The sequence below is a fragment of the Actinoalloteichus sp. GBA129-24 genome (genome assembly GCF_001941645.1).
Taxonomy (GTDB): domain Bacteria; phylum Actinomycetota; class Actinomycetes; order Mycobacteriales; family Pseudonocardiaceae; genus Actinoalloteichus_A; species Actinoalloteichus_A fjordicus.
In genome coordinates this window covers 5,554,712-5,569,981 of sequence record NZ_CP016077.1, presented here as the reverse complement: position 1 = coordinate 5,569,981, position 15,270 = coordinate 5,554,712, and the positions used below count along the sequence as shown (strand labels likewise).

General features: G+C 70.5%; 14 protein-coding genes. 5 read left to right on the top strand and 9 right to left on the bottom strand.

Annotated elements, in window-relative coordinates:
* The first annotated feature begins 26 nt into the window (after positions 1-26).
* On the top strand, positions 27-539 hold the full coding sequence (locus UA75_RS23800; protein ID WP_075742164.1) for a hypothetical protein: 513 nt from the start codon (positions 27-29) through the stop codon (positions 537-539).
* A 74-nt stretch (positions 540-613) separates the two neighbouring features.
* On the opposite strand, the gene UA75_RS23795 is transcribed toward UA75_RS23800, so the two are convergent.
* From UA75_RS23795 to UA75_RS23755, 8 genes are all read right to left on the bottom strand, one after another.
* Positions 614-1,552, bottom strand: a complete 939-nt coding sequence (locus UA75_RS23795; RefSeq protein ID WP_232237385.1) for a hypothetical protein — start codon at positions 1,550-1,552, stop codon at positions 614-616.
* A gap of 897 nt (positions 1,553-2,449) precedes the next feature.
* Complete coding sequence (gene cas6e / locus UA75_RS23790) at positions 2,450-3,091, bottom strand: type I-E CRISPR-associated protein Cas6/Cse3/CasE (protein ID WP_075742163.1); 642 nt, start codon at positions 3,089-3,091, stop codon at positions 2,450-2,452.
* The gene (gene cas5e / locus UA75_RS23785) at positions 3,088-3,855 is read right to left on the bottom strand and encodes a type I-E CRISPR-associated protein Cas5/CasD (protein WP_075742162.1); all 768 of its coding nucleotides are present in this window, start codon (positions 3,853-3,855) and stop codon (positions 3,088-3,090) included. Before cas5e ends, cas6e begins: the two co-directional genes overlap by 4 nt.
* Positions 3,852-4,997 carry a type I-E CRISPR-associated protein Cas7/Cse4/CasC gene (gene cas7e / locus UA75_RS23780; protein ID WP_075742161.1) on the bottom strand — a complete coding sequence of 382 codons (1,146 nt, stop codon included), beginning with the start codon at positions 4,995-4,997 and terminating at the stop codon, positions 3,852-3,854. Before cas7e ends, cas5e begins: the two co-directional genes overlap by 4 nt.
* Positions 4,994-5,812: a type I-E CRISPR-associated protein Cse2/CasB gene (gene casB, locus UA75_RS23775; protein ID WP_075742160.1), complete on the bottom strand. Its 819-nt coding sequence runs from the start codon at positions 5,810-5,812 to the stop codon at positions 4,994-4,996. Before casB ends, cas7e begins: the two co-directional genes overlap by 4 nt.
* Positions 5,809-7,350 (bottom strand): type I-E CRISPR-associated protein Cse1/CasA, encoded by a 1,542-nt coding sequence (gene casA, locus UA75_RS23770; RefSeq protein WP_075742159.1) that lies wholly within the window; start codon positions 7,348-7,350, stop codon positions 5,809-5,811. Before casA ends, casB begins: the two co-directional genes overlap by 4 nt.
* A gap of 195 nt (positions 7,351-7,545) precedes the next feature.
* The gene (locus UA75_RS23765; RefSeq protein WP_157434399.1) at positions 7,546-8,430 is read right to left on the bottom strand and encodes a hypothetical protein; all 885 of its coding nucleotides are present in this window, start codon (positions 8,428-8,430) and stop codon (positions 7,546-7,548) included.
* Between the two features lie 822 nt (positions 8,431-9,252).
* On the bottom strand, positions 9,253-10,068 hold the full coding sequence (locus UA75_RS23755; protein ID WP_232237384.1) for an SAM-dependent methyltransferase: 816 nt from the start codon (positions 10,066-10,068) through the stop codon (positions 9,253-9,255).
* Between the two features lie 299 nt (positions 10,069-10,367).
* Here UA75_RS23755 and UA75_RS34100 point away from each other — a divergent pair, with 299 nt between their 5' ends.
* The 3 genes from UA75_RS34100 (at position 10,368) to UA75_RS23740 (ending at position 12,648) form a co-directional block, all read left to right on the top strand.
* Positions 10,368-11,099, top strand: a complete 732-nt coding sequence (locus UA75_RS34100) for a GOLPH3/VPS74 family protein (RefSeq protein ID WP_075742156.1) — start codon at positions 10,368-10,370, stop codon at positions 11,097-11,099.
* Between the two features lie 139 nt (positions 11,100-11,238).
* A complete protein-coding gene (locus UA75_RS23745) occupies positions 11,239-11,931 on the top strand; it encodes a GOLPH3/VPS74 family protein (RefSeq protein ID WP_083683527.1) in 693 nt (230 codons plus the stop codon).
* A 66-nt stretch (positions 11,932-11,997) separates the two neighbouring features.
* Positions 11,998-12,648, top strand: a complete 651-nt coding sequence (locus UA75_RS23740) for a GOLPH3/VPS74 family protein (RefSeq protein ID WP_075742154.1) — start codon at positions 11,998-12,000, stop codon at positions 12,646-12,648.
* A gap of 198 nt (positions 12,649-12,846) precedes the next feature.
* On the opposite strand, the gene UA75_RS23735 is transcribed toward UA75_RS23740, so the two are convergent.
* Complete coding sequence (locus tag UA75_RS23735) at positions 12,847-13,491, bottom strand: TetR/AcrR family transcriptional regulator (protein ID WP_075742153.1); 645 nt, start codon at positions 13,489-13,491, stop codon at positions 12,847-12,849.
* A gap of 113 nt (positions 13,492-13,604) precedes the next feature.
* On the opposite strand from UA75_RS23735, the gene UA75_RS23730 reads away from it, so the two are divergent.
* Entirely contained in the window at positions 13,605-15,176 is a 1,572-nt protein-coding gene (locus UA75_RS23730) for an MFS transporter (protein ID WP_075742152.1), read from the top strand.
* The last annotated feature ends 94 nt before the right edge of the window (positions 15,177-15,270 follow it).

The following is a 15,270-nucleotide window of genomic DNA, read 5'->3' as shown; positions in this document are numbered from 1 at the left end:
GACAGACCCGCCGAAGGTCTGCGGGAGTGCCCACGACGGGCGAGCGATACCACCAGGACACGCTGCCGAGGTTCGGCCTGCTGCTGGACCGGCATGTCCTCCTCGGGTGCAGGCCGCCGCCCGGCGTCGAGGCGACCACGGTGTGCGGGCGGGTCGTGGCGATCCGGCCGGGGCCGTTCGAGGTCGAGCCGGGAGTGCCTGCCGTGGGCGTGCGGGACTGTCTCGAGTGTCAGGACGTGCTCTTAGGCCCGCCGCAGGAGGAACTGTCGGAGCGCAGCGGTGCGCCGCTGGTGTTGGCTCGGTTGACGAGCCGATCCGACGTCATCGGCATGGCTCGGCGGGTGGTGCATCTCTGCACACCCGAGGTGCCCGAGGGCTCGACGCTGCTGGCTCGCTGCGGGACCAGGCTGCCGAGCGCTCAGGCGGAGACCGTCGCCCCCGGCGAGGGGATGCCCTGTACCGCCTGCCTGCTCGCGGGCGAGTCGCCCGCCGTCTCGGCTGACGTGGCGGCCGAGTTCGGCCGGACCGCCTGCGGTTGAGGACAGGCAGCGGCGGGCCGGGTGCTGGCGCGGTAGCCGGCCCGCCGTCGCGAGGTGACTGAAGGCTCCGGTGGTCAGAGGCCGTATCGGCTGCGCAGATGTCGCCAGAAGTCCTTGAACATCCAGGCGTCGAACTCGGTGACCTGCGAGGCGGTGCCCGCCTTCATCAGGAACCCGCCCACGCCGGTGGGAGTCCAGTCGTAGAAGTCGTCCAGCCCGAAGGTGTGGCCGATCTCGTGCAACAGGATGTGGATGTTGTCCTGGCCGAGCGAGTTGACCATGTACTCGCTGCCGATGCGCTGCCCCCAGTCGCCGCCCGCGCCGCCGCCCATGCCTGCGGTCAGCCACAGCGACTGGTCGTAATGCCGCGCCGCGCCGCCGGGGCATCGTGAGTAGTCGCCGTTCTGGTTGAAGAACCGTCCGCAGACCTCGGCGCACTGCGGGGCGTTCTCGCGGATGTCGTTGACGTAGATGTCGACCGAGTCGTCGTTCCACTGCAGGGTCGACCGGTCGCGGACCGCCCAGCCGACGATGTTCACACCGACCTCGGCATAGGGCCAGCCGAGCACGCCCTGCTGCATGGTGCCCATCCACTTGGACACCTGTCGCCGCAGCGCGGTGTGAATCTGGTCGCGTAACTGCGCGGACACCGGCGCGGCGGAATCCCAGCGGACGCAGTAATTGATCTGACCGTTGTTCGCCACGAGTTGATCCCAGCCGTAATTGCGGAATCCGTACAGATCCGGGTAGGTGGTCTCCACGTGATTCCAGACCTCGGCCAGCGGCTGCACCAGATGACCCGGCGGATTCCAGTCCTGGGCGAGGTCCGCGCGATCGGCCGCGACCGCGCCGTCTGCTGAGCCCGTCGGAGCGGGAGTCTCGGCTGATCCCGTCGAGGTCGCGACCTCGACGGGCGATGGGTCCTGTTCGGCGTAGCCTGCCGGCGAGAGCGTGGTGATCAGCGCACCTGCGGCGACGATGCCGAGTAGTGGGCGAAGACGTCGATGGAGCATCTGCTGGACTCCTCACGAATCGTGCTCGGCGATGTCACGCGCCTGGCGATTCTCGGACGTCGGCACTGTCCCTCGCGTGACACGGCGGTCTGACCGGGGCGACGACCGCGCGTCGGCCGAGTCGATGAGCGCCCAGGCTAAAAGCGGTCGGTCGCCTGCGGCAATCATTCGGCTCGGTTTCCGGAATCGCCGTCGACACCGGCGTGATTCGACGACATGACGCGGCGCAGAATCGACGACGCCGAATTCGATCGCATCGACGGCGCCGAACCGGTGGGGCACCACTCCACGCGGGTGCGGAACGGTCTCGGACGTCATGCTGCGGCGTCGACCGAATCAGGTGACACCCCCACGAGCGTGGGGACATGGCCTCGGCTGCGGCGGTTCGGCTGCGCCCTCTGGCTCACCCTCACTCCTGGCGTGAGGAGCCGTCCGCATCGCTCGCAGTCCGGATCACGCCTGCGCCGACGGCCGCCTCCGGTGAGACCCCCACCGGCGTGAGGAGATGTGTCCTTCCGGGGAACTGACGCTCCCGCCGTGCGGAACACCCCCACTGACGTGGGGAGCGGCGAGCCGACCGTCGGCCTTGCTGTGTACCTCCGTGACACCTCCACCGGTATGGAGATGACAGTGACGAGACGCGGCGCGTCGCCGGGTGTGACGCGAGTTCGACCCGATTTCTTCGATCGATCTCCGTCCCGCCGCCGTCACCCTGCGGAGGAACCCGGTACTGGACAGGAGAACCCCCACGAGGGTGAGGAACGAGAGCTCGTCCGATGCTGGTCGCCGATGCGGACTGGGGTGCACCCCCACGAGGTGAGGAGACGACCGGACGGGAACGTCAGCGCGGACCGGTGCCCGACTCGGCCTCTCGGTCGTGCCCGGGCACCACCGGGATCAGGAACGCGACCTGGCCGGTACCACACTGAGCAGCCCGCAGCCGTAGGCCCGTGCCCGACCGATGCCGGAGAGCACCGCGTTGCGGAGCAGTTCCGCGTCCACCACCCTGGCGACGCCCTGGAAACGGGTGCGGGCATGGCGTATCGCCGTCCGGTCTCTGCTGCGCGGTGCCGTCACGGCGGTCGCCTCCGCCGACGCCAGTGCCAGGCCGTGCTCGGCGCTGCGTCGATGCCACCAGTCCAGGATCTCGTCCCCCTTGAGTGAGACGAGCTGTCCTCGACGATGTCGGTCGGTGTCCTTGGCCAGTCGTTTGCTGGTGTTGGCGACCAGTCGATAGTGCACGATCATCGTGTCCTCCAACGCATCGAGCAGCGCGGTCAGCTCGGTGGTCCGCAGCGTCCCGTAATCCGGCGGCAGGCGGGCGGGCTCCGGACGCAGGCTGCTCTGCACCAGCAGCTGATCACCGGCCGGGCCGGAGTCGACGCGGAACAACGCTCCCGCCTGCCTGCGGGGCATGTCGCCCAGCTCCTCCGGGAACAACGACATGACGGTCCGGTGCAGCCCGACGAAGTCGTGCAGATCCGCCCTGCTGCGCGAATTGCTCAGGTTCGGCTGGATTCGGGTGAGCCATGTGGTCATGGTGCGGAGATCCCAAGGTAGACGGCCAGGGTGTCGAGATAGTCGGCGCCGATGCCGCCGCACAGCTCGGCGGGCAGCGCCTCGGTACGGACCACGACTCGTCGGGTGTGGTACGTCCGTCGATGCGGATGGAACGAGATCGGGATGTCGTCCAGCTCCTCGCCGTGCTCCATGCCGGTCTGGTCGCCGTGGGCGGACCGGATGAAGTCGACGTCGACCCGTTCGACGGGATGGTCGGGCCGGGAGCGGGCCAGCGGCACGTGATACAGCTCGGCCTCGGCATCCTCGATCGGCTCTCTGGTCAGCAGCATCGGCTGATCGGCCGGGCACGAACGCCTGCCGAGATAGGGCGCCCAGTGCGGCACCCGGAGTGCGGCGGCGGCGCGGTCGGCCAGCTCGTCGGGGCCGTGAGCGGCCACGACGAATGCCGCGTCGCTGAGGTAGTGCCGCCGGGACACCAGGGTCGCGGTGGCCTCGGACCGTCGTCGACCCTCCGAGGTCGGCACGGTCCTGCTGCGTGGATAGCCGCCGCCGACCGTGTGGAAGTCGACCAGTCGGGTGCCGGGCCGGTCGACCCGCACGGTGAACTCCAACGCAGCCCAGGCCGGATCGAGGTCGTCGCCACGGGCCCGCCCCTCGGCGGCGAGGATCATGCCGAGCAGGGCCGATCTCGTCGGATGGCTTCTGGTGTCGCGTTCGGCGAAGGCGGCGGCGGTGCCCCAGGCCTGCAGCGGCCCCGCGAGTCGGAGCAGTACGCCGCTCATGCTGGCAGCCCGTTCACCGCACTCAGAGCGCCCGCGACCAGCTCCGGGAAGCTGCGCTGCCTGCTCCCCAGCGCGTGGAACGGCCCGTCGTCCAGGGTGGCGTGACCATGGAAGGCGATCTCGACGTCGCCGAGCAGCAGGCCGATCTTCGCGTTGTAGTCGTCCAGCCGCCGCCGGGAGGCCTTCGCGAAACCCGCGCCGTCGCGGGTGGAGACCGCGTCCTCGAAGGCGGCGGCCAGCGAAACGGGGCGGTCGCCGCGCACCGCGACGTAGGCGAGGTCCGGGACGGTGAACGGTGCGGTGCTGGTCTTCTTCGCGTTGGGCAGCGCGCTGAGGAAGGCGGTCACGAACGCCTCCGTCACGGCGGAGACCTCGGCCCGGTCGCCGCCGAGGTTCGAGGTCAGGTCCGCGAGGTTGAGGCTGGCATAGCGATAGAAGACCCCGGAGCTGAACTCGGCCGTGTTCAGATGTCCGCCGCCGGTGGCCTCCACGGGGTTGAGGTCGTCCACGGCGGTGAAGAAGTCGATCTCCGGCTCCGTGGCGTGCGTGGTGAAGGCGTGTGCGAGCTGCACCGCCCCGTCGACCTTGGACTCCGGCAGCTCGGCGAGCATGCGACCGAACAGCGCGGTGATGCTGTTGCGCCCGCCGATCAGCTCCTTCACCTGGGCGGCGGGCAGGACGCTCTCGCCCTTCTTCGCCTGCGGTCGCGCCCGACCTCTGAGCGCGATGAGCGCGGCGTCCAGGTCGCCGCGATGACGGACGCACAGCTCCACCAGCTCGTCGACGGCTCGAGCGGGCAGGAAGACGAGCACCGTCAGATCGTCCTTGTCGACGCCGAGACCCGCCGCCGCGGCGACGTGCCTGCCCGCGAACTCGGCGAGCTCGACGGGCCAGTCGTGTCGGTCGGCCAGTGCCCTGGCGACCTCGACGGGCAGCCGACGGGTGCGGACCGCCGCCTCACCGACGCCGCTCTCCACTTCGAGTCGCACCGCGCGCTTCCAACACTGACTGGACACCCTGGTGCGCGGCGTGCCGCCGAAGAGCAGCGACTTCGGGGAGCCGAGGTCGTCGCGGTTGAGATTGGAGTAGGGCAGCGTGTGCAGGATGTGGATGTCGAGATGACGGGGAGCGGACGCGGTCATCGCTCTGCCTCCTGGCTAGCGGGGTGGATGTCACGCGGGAGGGTCCGGTAGAACGACTGGAGCCAGCGACGCGCCACCATGCGTGGCTCGTCTTCCCAGGTGAGCAGGTCGGCGAGCAGTCGGGACCAGTCGATCTGCTGGTCGAGGTCGTGCAGCCGCCGGACCACGGCGGGCAGATGGCGGTGAATGCCGGTGAGACCCTGCCTGGACAGCAGGTGCAGGTGCTTCTCCGCGTTGCTCACCGGCATCGGTCGCCGTTCGCCTCGGCCTGCCACCGTGGCTCGGGCCAGGGCGTGACCGAGGTCGGGATGATGCGGTGCGGCCGGGTACGGTGCGGCCGACTGCTCGATGGCCGGGGCGAACGAGACCGGTTCGAATCGGACGTGGTCGAACGAGGCGGGGACGGCCCCCGGCCTGCGTGCGGCAGGCAGGAGAGCCGTCGCCGTCGCGTCGGCCACCCGCGCGTCGACGGTGCGGACGTCGAGGGCGCGCGGTTCGGTCGTGCCGCGCTCCGAGACCGCGACGAGGCCGATCGCACCGGGACTGCCGGGCCCGCCTGCCTGATCCGGAGTCGTCGTCCAGGGTCGGGCGGCGATGAGGCCCGCGATCGTGTAGAACGCCTGCTCGGTGCCGGGGGAGGCGTGCGGGGGCAGCCTCCTGGTCACGGCGGCGTGCACCTCGGGTGCCATCCGTTCCGGCCTGCGGCCCGCGCAGGCACGTAGGGCGGAACGGACCCGCGTCGACTCGGCGCACAGTCGCAGCACGTGCGCGACGAACTCCTCCCGTACCTCGCGACTGGGCTGGGTTCGGATCACCGGGTCTCCTTCGTGAGGACTCGGCTCAGTCGGCGCCGGGCGAGGTCGACCGCCCGCGCGATGCGCAGATCTGCCTCGTCGGTGGGACTGAGCGCGGCGTCGATCGCGCGATGGGCCAGCTGCTGGAACACCCACGGGTCGGCGTCGACGTCTCCGGTGCGCAGGCGGGACCAGAACTCGCGCTCCGCCGACGGCCAGTAGTGCTGCGCGGCGCGCACCGGCCAGGGACCACCACGGTCCTTCTCCCGAGACGCCGCCGACGTGACGTCGCGCCACGCGTCCCCGAGACAGTGCTGGAGCCTGCGGCCGACGGCCTCGGCGGCACGGTGCAGTTCACCGATGTGGATCGCCGTGATCGGGTCGTGCTCCTCCAGATGACGCAGAACGGGCGGTATCGAGGCGGAGAACCACTGCCGGTCGCGGGTCTGGCCGTCCTGGTCGAATCCGTAGGCGGCGAGACGCAGTCGGTCGCGCACCTCGCTCGGCAGCCTCGCCAGCCCGTCGAACAGCGCGGGCCTGCGCGGCGCCGCACCGGAGTCGACCGAGGCTCGCAACAGCAGGGAGTCCAGGTCTCGCCACACCGCTCGGTCACTGGACGCGGGGCGGGGGTAGGCCCGGCCCTCTCGGCTGGTGTCGTAGACGAGATAGGGATCGCGGGCCTCGACGGAGGGGGCTCGCCATGCCCAGGTGAGATAGGCGTCGGTGACGAGCGTGCCCGTCGCGTCGGGTACGAGCAGGACGGCGTGGCGACTGCGTCCGGTCAACAGGCCGCCGGGCCAGGTCGGCTCTGGCGGCGGACCGAGCGGGTCGAGGAGCGGCTGTTCCCACCCGCAGCGGTCGATACTCGCGTCCGCATTCGCCGGGGGGCCGGGCACGCCTGCGACGAGCGACTCGAACAGATTCGCCCCGATGGGGTGAAAAGAGGTTGTCGAGCGAAGCACGCCTTTCGTGCTGTTCGATTCGGCGTGCCCGGCGATCCGGCGGGCGGTGCACTTTCCAGCCGGTCCGTAATAAAGCTGTACCAGCAGGTGCAGGACTGCTTCGCCTGCGGGTATCGGTTGCGGTTCGACATCGCTGAAGTGGCCGAACCAGACCTGATTGTTGCCTGCGGGCCTGCCTGCCACGAGCTTGTTGACGCCGGACGCAACTAAACATTCCTCGATGAGTCGCGGCTCCTGCATCCAGGGACGATCCGCGTGAAAGAGGTAGAATTTTGAACGATTGCTCGTGAAGTGCTCCGCGACGAGTTCCGCACTCAGCGCACCCCGCTCCAGCACGGCGTTCCTGGCGGCCATCCAGCCGTCGACGTCGGGATCTGAGCTGTTTAACGCCGTGTTCAGCCCGGTGATCTGTGCCGTGATCGCATAGAGGACTCGCCAGAGCGCGGCGGCTGCGGGCGGGATGGGCACCGCCAGATCCTCGATCTCATGGGCTTTTTCGAACAGCTCTCGTAAACCGATACGGCGGACCGTTCCACCGGTACGTACCGGAATCCAGGGCTGTTCGGTCAGGTTGAAAGTCGACCGGTTGTCGACCATTACTCGACTCCTGTTCACTGCGTGCCGTTAGGTCGGCACGGTACATTCTGTTCGAGCATCGTCCGTCTGCGCGACCCCGTTACGGCGTCCGGGTGATTGTCGACCGGGTATTCCGCTGCCGCTTATTCGGCCGCAGGCTTCTGGCCGGCGTCGACTATTGCGGGTTCGCGGGCGGCGTGAACTGCTGTGACCCGTTCAGTGGCGGCCTTCGACCCTGCCGGGGGTTCCGGAGCCTGCCGAGTCGGCTGTTCTGTCGGCGGCCCGACCGACGCGGGCCCGGACCTCGGCGGCCCCCGGCCCGCAGGACGTGGGTTCGTCGCAGGCCGCCACGGCGGTGGGGTTCCCGCGACCGCGTCGCCCGACGGGCTCTGCGCCATTGCTCCTCGGCTGCGGAAGCCGGGCCAGGGCGGTGCGTCGAGGGGCCGAGGCGGCGAGGCCCGGGCCGATCGCCTCGACGCCGCCGCGCGGCGACGGCACCGTTCGACCAAGGGCACTGCCGGGGAGCGCGGGACGCGCAGGCACGACGGCGCCGACCATGGCGACGTCGATCGCGACGTCGATCGCGACGCACTCGGCGTCGCCGCCGTCCGCCACGCAGTGTTCGGGCACTTCGGAGCGGGCAGGTGCCTTCGGGCCGACGGTGCCCTCCGCGCGGACGAGGACCTCGCGACCGGCCTTGGGCTCGGGTTTCTCCCGAGTCTGGGGCCGCTCGGTTCCCGCTGGGCTCTCAAGGTGCTCCGCGACCGAGCGCGTGTCCTGCTCGGGGCCGGCAGCCGTCGGGTGAGAGGTCGTCTCGTCCTCGGCCCCGGCCGCGATCGAGAGGACGTCGGGCAGGCTGCGCCTGCCTGCCGGGCCTCGGTGCAGCCGCGGCAGCCTGCCTGCGGGCGGATCGGCGGCCTCGTCGTTCGCGGCTGGTGCGGGTAAGCGCCGAGAGATCGGTTCGACGGCCGGGACGGGCCGGTGCACGGTGTTCGACGACGTCCCGGTCGCGCCGGACCCGCCGACGGGTTTCGGTGCGACGGTGATCGCCGCCCGGTCCCTCCCCGACGGGGCGAGACGGAGATCGGTTGACTCAGACACCTTCGCTCGTGACCAGAGGACTGCCTCTGTCTCCAGACTCACGATGACTCCACCCTGCTGATCCATCTCCCCGCACACAGCTTGTTCACTGTGCTCACAAGATGCAGCAGCTTCGGCAGACATCACTCGATCAGGTGAGATTCCGTCGCTTCAGCCTGGTTCGCTCGGCGGCGTGACGCGGCGAACGTCGACCGGGGCAGGTCGTCGCCTGCCTGTCCCGGGGTGACAAGCAGTCAGCTGCTTGATGTACCGGGATCGCGTGCCTCGGTGACGTCCGTCCGGGCTCCTGCCGGGGCGGATCGGGGCGAACAGTGACGATCAGTGAGTTCTTCGGCCGTGTCGCCCAGCCTAATGTCACCTGATCGGCGGAGTCAGGTACGTCGAATGTGCGCCGATTTTCTGGGTACCTCCTTACCGGCCCCGGCACTGTCCATTCGTGTCGGGGCCGTGGCTTGTCCGGGGGCGGCCGTCCCTTGTGCACTCCGGCGCCTCGGCACTCCGGCGCCTCAGCCTCGCCCGGCCGCGTTGCTGCCGGTCGACCCGGCGTCCGGGTCGTCCCGTCGGCGCTCGACGTCCCGAGGTCTTGCGAGCACGAACGAGGCTGCCTGCCGTCGACGCGGCCTCCGACGGCCGCCGGTCGGCTGGCTCGCCCCAGAGCGCCCGGTCGATCCGGTGCTGTTCGCGGCGGTGATCCGTCGGGTCGTGGCCGACACCGCCCTGCCGCGCATCCGCCTCGCCAAGCAGCACGGCACACTCGCTGATCGCCCAGGCCGATCCGCAAGGCCCGCGCCCCGGTCGACGCGGCGCAGGCCTTGCGTGGTCTCAGCCTCGAATCCGCCCGAGGGCGGCGTAGGTGCCCGACCGCTCCGGCTCCTCGCTGAGCAGTTCCTCCGGGCCGTCCGGGCGCCACTGGGGCGTCCACACGATGCCCGGCTCGATCAGGTCCACCGGGGACAGCAGCGAGGTGAGGTCCGCGTGGCTGCGGTGGGTCACCGGACTGGAGGTCGAGGCGAAGAGCTTCTGCATCTCGGCGGCCTGCACCGGGTCGACGGCGTCCACGGTGGTGTGGGAGACGGCGAGGAGGCTGCCCGGTGCGAGCGGCTCCAGATACTTCGCGAGCAGCCCGGCCGGGTCGTCGTCCGGCGAGACGTAGTGCAGCACGGCGACCGCGAGCAGCCCGATGGGCTGGGAGAGGTCGAGCATCGCGGTCTCCGGGGCGCCGAGCACCGACTCCGGCTGCCGGATGTCGGCGGCGACCATCTCGACGCCGTCGATCGAGTTCAGCAATCGACGCGAGTGCGCGACCGCGACCGGTTCGTTGTCCACGTAGACCACTCGCACGTTCGGATCGACCGAGCGGGCGATCTCGTGGGCATGGCCCTGGGTGGGGATGCCGGAGCCCAGGTCGAGGAACTGGCGGATGCCTGCCTGGACGCAGTACCGCACGGCCCTGCGCAGGAACGCCCGGTTCGTCTGGCCGACCAGCGCCGCGTCGGCGTCGATGGTCAGGAGCTTGTCGAACGCCTCGCGGTCGACGGCGAAGTTGTGTGCCCCGCCCAGCGCGTAGTCGTACATCCGCGCCGGATTGGGCCAGTCCAGATCGATCCCGAGCAGCGGCTCTTCCTGGTCGGACATCATCGGCCTCCTGGCTGGCACGCTCGTTCGTCGGTACGGGGGCCGCCCGCCCGACCTTGCTGAGCAGGCTCGGGATGACGGAAGGCTCACCGTATCGGGTGATCGTGTGATCTGTTCGAGTGTAATGACCAGCGATGTCCGGGCTACCCGAGCCGCTAGGCTGATCCGATCGGATGACGGCGCTGCTTCCAGGCGGGAACTCCTCGAGGCTGCCGGCCCGCCGTCTCCCGCCGTGGCCGTCGGATCACGACTGATCTGCTCGTTTCCCTTTGTGCCGGCGGGCGACCAGGCAGGATGACTTCGTGGATCTTCCGCACACTCTCGCGGCTCGGCTCTACCTGCTCGCCTGCGACGTCGACCGCGAGCGGTTGATGCACCGGTCCCGGCTGGGACTCGTCCTTCGTGCCGCCGCGCTCGACGACCTCCTTCGCCGGGGACTGCTGACCACCGACAGCCGGGGGCGACCCGCGGTGGCAGGCACCGGGCGGACCGGCGACCCGCTGTTCGACGAGGTCCTCGGCGCCGTCGCCGCCGGGAAGCCACGCCCGTGGCGAGCCTGGGTGACGGAACGCGCGAAGGCGGCCGTCGGCCAGACCGGCCGCAGTCTGGCCGATGACGGGATGGTCCGGCAGTCGTCCCGCCGAGCGTTACTGCTCTTCCCGGTCCGTCGCGTCCGGGTCTCGCATCCCGAGGTCGTCGGAGAGCTGCGCCGCCGGGTGCGGCGGATTCTGCACGGCTCCGTGCGGGTGCAGCAGCTCGACCGTCGGGACGCGGCGATGGTGTCGCTCGCCGCCGAAGGCAGGCTGGCGGGCGTGTTCCACCCCGAGTCTCTCGGCAGCCACGACGTCCTCCTCCGGAAGCTTCGTGCCCGCGTCGGCCCCGTCGCGTGGGCGTTACGCGGAGCAGTCGAGGCGCGACGTCGGTCCTCGGGCGGCGGCGACGGCGGCGTCGGCGGAGACAGCGGGCACGGCGGTGACGGCGGCTGGGGTGACAGCGGTGGTGGTGACGGCGGTGGTGGTGGCGGCGGTGAGTGACCCGCCCGGACCGTCGACACCCCGCGCGGGGTACGGCGCAGTGGCGGCCGGTCGGGGCTAGGTGATCCCGGCCCGTTCCGCACGCCGAACCGGGGTGATCTGCGCTCTCCTAGACGAGGAGCCGAGAGGACGGGGCACCATGGGTGGTGTGGACGTGCGCGATGCTCTCGCCTCCCGGTTCTATCTGCTCTCCTGCGACCTCGCGGGCGAGCGCCTGACTGCGCGAGCCGAGCTGGGCTACGCACTCCATGCCGCCACGCTCCACGAGCTCTTCCACGCCGGACTGTTGAGGAACGAACGGGGTAAGCCCGCCGTGCGACGCTCGTGCCGGACCGGCGACGCGGCGAAGGACCGGTTTCTCACTGCCATCGGCCGACTGCCGCCCCGGCCGTGGAGCTGGTGGATCGGTCGCGGCCTGCCTGCGGCCGTCCGGCTCACGGGCGAGCGCCTGTCTGACGCGGGTCTGGTGCGGCACTGGTCCGGCCGAGCGCTGCTGATCTTCCCCACCCGACGGGTCCAGGTGCTGCGCCCGGAGGTCGTGGCGGACCTGCGGCGCAGGGTGCACGGCGTTCTCCAGGACGGCCTGCCGGTGCAGCGGATCGCCTGGCGAGACGTGGCGATGGTGTCGTTGGCCGCCGAGTGTCGGCTGCGGTCGGTGCTCTCCGAGCAGCAGTGTGCTCGCCACGACGCCCGGCTTCGGGAGCTTCGTGGACACGTCGGACCGGTCGCGTCGGCACTGCACGAGGCCGAACTCGGCAGGCAGGCTGCGGCAGCAGTGGCGAACCGGGTGGGCAGTGGTGGCGCAGGTGGCGGCGGCGGTGGCGGCTGCTGAGCACGGGACTGCACTGATCCTCGTGTTCTTCGGCGCCTGACCGGGAAACACGTCAGGATCGGGGCCGTGGATGCTCCAGAATCTCTCGCACCCCGCCTCTACCTGCTCGCCTGCGACCTCCAGCGTGATCGGCTGGTGAATCGGGACCAGCTCGGGCTGACGCTGCGGGCGGCCGCGCTCGACGACCTGCTCACGCACGGCCTCCTGACCGACGAGAACGGGAAGCCCGCCGTGGCTCGGTCCGGGCCGACCACGGCGGACCGACTCCAGGACGACCTGCTCGCCGCCGTCGAGGCGGAGAAGCCTCGGGCCTGGAAGTGGTGGGTGTCCCGCCGAGGCGGGGCCGCAGTCGATGCCGTCGGCGAGCAGCTGGCCGACGCCGACCTCATCCGGCACTCGACGGGCCGCACGCTGCTCGTCTTCCCGGCTCGGCAGGTCGAGGTGCTGCATCCCGAGATCGCCGAGGACCTGCGGCGCAAGGCGATCGCGATCCTGAAGGACGACCTGCCGATGGACCGGATCGATCGCCGGGACGCCGCGATGACCTCGCTCGCCGCAGAGGGTCAGCTTCGCACGGTGTTCTCCGGCGCGGAACGTCGTCGACACCGGGCCCGACTTCGGGAGCTTCGGGAGCACGTCGGCCCCGCCGCTGCCGCACTGCGCAAGGCCCTCTCGGAACGTCAGGCCGCCATCGCCTCCAGCGGTGGAGGCGGCTGATCCGTCGGGCGGGCGACGGCCGGTTCGGCGTGGTGGCGGCCGGAGCCCGCGAGACGGCGCGTGCTGTCGCGGCCCACCGGCGCCGATGGCTCGTCGGCAGCCTCGGAGTCTCCGAGAGTCGAGACCGGCGGCGACCGGTGGACCCCGCAGCCCGACAGCGCGGCGGTGCCTGCGGCCGGATCGTCCTGCCGCAGGCGGTCAGGAGGCGGCGTCGGGCAGATGCCACGCCGTGGTCAGCGACGACGGCAGCAGGTCGAGACTGAGCTCGATCGCCTCGCAGAGGCTGGTGACAGCCGTGCCGCCCCGGCCGCACCAGATGCCGTGCGCCACCCGGACTGCCGTGGTGAAGGCACCCACCGCCAGCCAGGCTCGCACCTCCACCTCCTGACTCGGCCTGCCGGTGCGTTCGACGATCTCGTCGACGAGCATCGCCTGTCGGTCGTCCCGCCGCCGAAGCTGCGCCGCGAGCAGCGGCGGGTTCTCCTCACCGAGCCGTGCCGCCAGTACCTGTCGCTCGGCGGCTGACTCGTTCAGGCTTCCCCAGGTCGCCAAGGCGGCGGCTCGCAGAGAGAAGAGGGGATGCTCCTCGACCGGGCGATCCCGGAACCGGTGCAGGAACTCGTCGTCCACCGCGTCCTCGACTGCGGTGACGACGTCTTCCTTGCTGTTGAAGTAGCGGAAGAAGGTTCGCTGGGACACCTCGCACGCGGCCGCGATCTCCTCGGTGGTGGTCGCGGCGAAGCCGTGCTGCGCGAACAGCCGCAGGGCCGTGTCGATCAGCGCCTCATGAGTCCGCGCCTTCTTGCGTTCCCGAAGGCCGAGGGCTGCGACCGAATCCTCCATTGGACATCGCCTCCTGGGTAGGAGCCTAACCCGTCGATCAAGATGTGGCATCCTGTGTCAAGAGTCAGCGATTGCCACTTCGCGCCTGACGGCTCTCGAAAGTGAGGACGTTCATGAGCCTGCCCACCACCGATGCGCACGCGCCGCCGAGGGCGTCCAAGGCCAACCCCTGGGCGACCCTGGTCGCGATCAGCTTCGGGGTGATGATGGTGGCTGTCGACGGCACCATCGTCGCCGTGGCCAACCCGGCCATCGGCGCCAGCCTCGGCACGACGCTCGCCGAGCTCCAGTGGGTCACCCATGGTTATCTGCTCGGGCTGGCCGTCTTCCTGATCACCTCGGGGAAGTTCGGCGACCGCTTCGGTCACCGCCGCGTCTACTTCATCGGCGTGATCGGTTTCGGTCTCACGTCCTTGGCGATCGGACTGTCGCAGGGCATCCCGGCCCTCATCGGGCTGCGCATCCTGCAGGGCGCCTTCGGCTCCGCGATCATCCCCTCCGCCCTGGGCCTGCTGCGAATGAGCTTCCCGAAGGAGAAGCTCAACCGGGCGATCGGCGTGTTCTCCGGTCTGATCGGCGCCTCGACGGCCGCCGGGCCGATCGCGGGCGGCGTCCTCGTCTCGGCGGTGAACTGGCAGGCCGTCTTCTTTGTCAACGTCCCTATCGCGGTGCTCGCCGTCACTCTCGGCCTGCGCCTGCTGCCTGCCAATCACGCCGTCGACCCGGACTCGCGGTTCGACGTCGTGGGCATCCTGCTGCTGTCCCTTGCGATGTTCGGCGTGGTCTTCGCACTGGTGAGCGCGCCGGAAGAGGGCTGGACGCATCCGATGACGCTCGGGTCGGCCGCCACCGGCCTGGTGCTGGCCGCTGTCTTCGTCTGGTGGCAGAGCAGGGTTCGCGAGCCGTTGCTTCCGCTGAGCATCTTCCGCTCCGCCTCGCTGTCGATCGGCACGATCCTGATCCTGCTGATGGCGCTGGCGATGTTCGGCTCGATGTTCTTCCTGACCTTCTACTTCCAGGGCGTCCAGGGACTCACCCCGCTGGAGACGGGGCTGCGGATCATGCCGCTGTCGGTGATGCTCGCTTTCGGGCCCCCCGTGGCGGGCCGCGTCATCGAGCGGTTCGGCATCCGGGTGCCTGCCGCGCTGGGCCTGCTCGCCACCGCCGTCGCGCTGTTCGGGATGTCCCTGGTGGACGCCGACACCGGTCCGGTCATGACAGGACTGCTGTTCCTGCTGCTCGGCGGGGGCCTCGGCGTGGTCATGGTCGCCGCGACCGATGCGATCGTGGGCAACGCGCCGATGCGGCTCTCCGGTGTCGCAGGCGGGATGCAGCAGGCCGCGATGCAGCTCGGCGGCTCCCTGGGTACCGCAGTGCTCGGTGCCCTGTTGGGCGGGCGGGTGGCCGCCACCCTCCCGGACCGTTTCGTCGAGGCCGGGCTTCCCGCGCCCAGCGGCGGGGAGATCGAGGGCATGCGCAGCCAGGTGTCCCAGGCGGTTCCGGTGATCCCGGACGGCGTGAGCGCCGACGTCGCCGCCGCGACGGCCTCGGCGAGTCACGCCGCCTTCCTCGACGGGATGGGCTTCGCCTTCACCGTCGGCGCGGCGGTGGCGCTGGTCGCGGCGGGCCTGGCGCTCTTTCTCAGCCGAGGCGAGACGGCGAACGGCCCGGTGGTGCACGTCTGAGCCGTGCGGCGGCGGATCGCCTGGTGGGGGAGGCGACCCGCCGCCGCGGTCTGAGAGCCTGTCTATTGATCCCCACTGTCCTGTTGCGCGGGGC

Coding starts and splice junctions, on each gene's coding strand:
- UA75_RS23795 (WP_232237385.1), bottom strand. CDS start 1,552: ATGCTCCATCGACGTCTTCGCCCACTACTCGGCATCGTCGCCGCAGGT.
- cas6e (WP_075742163.1), bottom strand. CDS start 3,091: ATGACCACATGGCTCACCCGAATCCAGCCGAACCTGAGCAATTCGCGC.
- cas5e (WP_075742162.1), bottom strand. CDS start 3,855: ATGAGCGGCGTACTGCTCCGACTCGCGGGGCCGCTGCAGGCCTGGGGC.
- cas7e (WP_075742161.1), bottom strand. CDS start 4,997: ATGACCGCGTCCGCTCCCCGTCATCTCGACATCCACATCCTGCACACG.
- casA (WP_075742159.1), bottom strand. CDS start 7,350: ATGGTCGACAACCGGTCGACTTTCAACCTGACCGAACAGCCCTGGATT.
- UA75_RS23755 (WP_232237384.1), bottom strand. CDS start 10,068: ATGATGTCCGACCAGGAAGAGCCGCTGCTCGGGATCGATCTGGACTGG.
- UA75_RS23745 (WP_083683527.1), top strand. CDS start 11,239: ATGGGTGGTGTGGACGTGCGCGATGCTCTCGCCTCCCGGTTCTATCTG.
- UA75_RS23735 (WP_075742153.1), bottom strand. CDS start 13,491: ATGGAGGATTCGGTCGCAGCCCTCGGCCTTCGGGAACGCAAGAAGGCG.
- UA75_RS23730 (WP_075742152.1), top strand. CDS start 13,605: ATGAGCCTGCCCACCACCGATGCGCACGCGCCGCCGAGGGCGTCCAAG.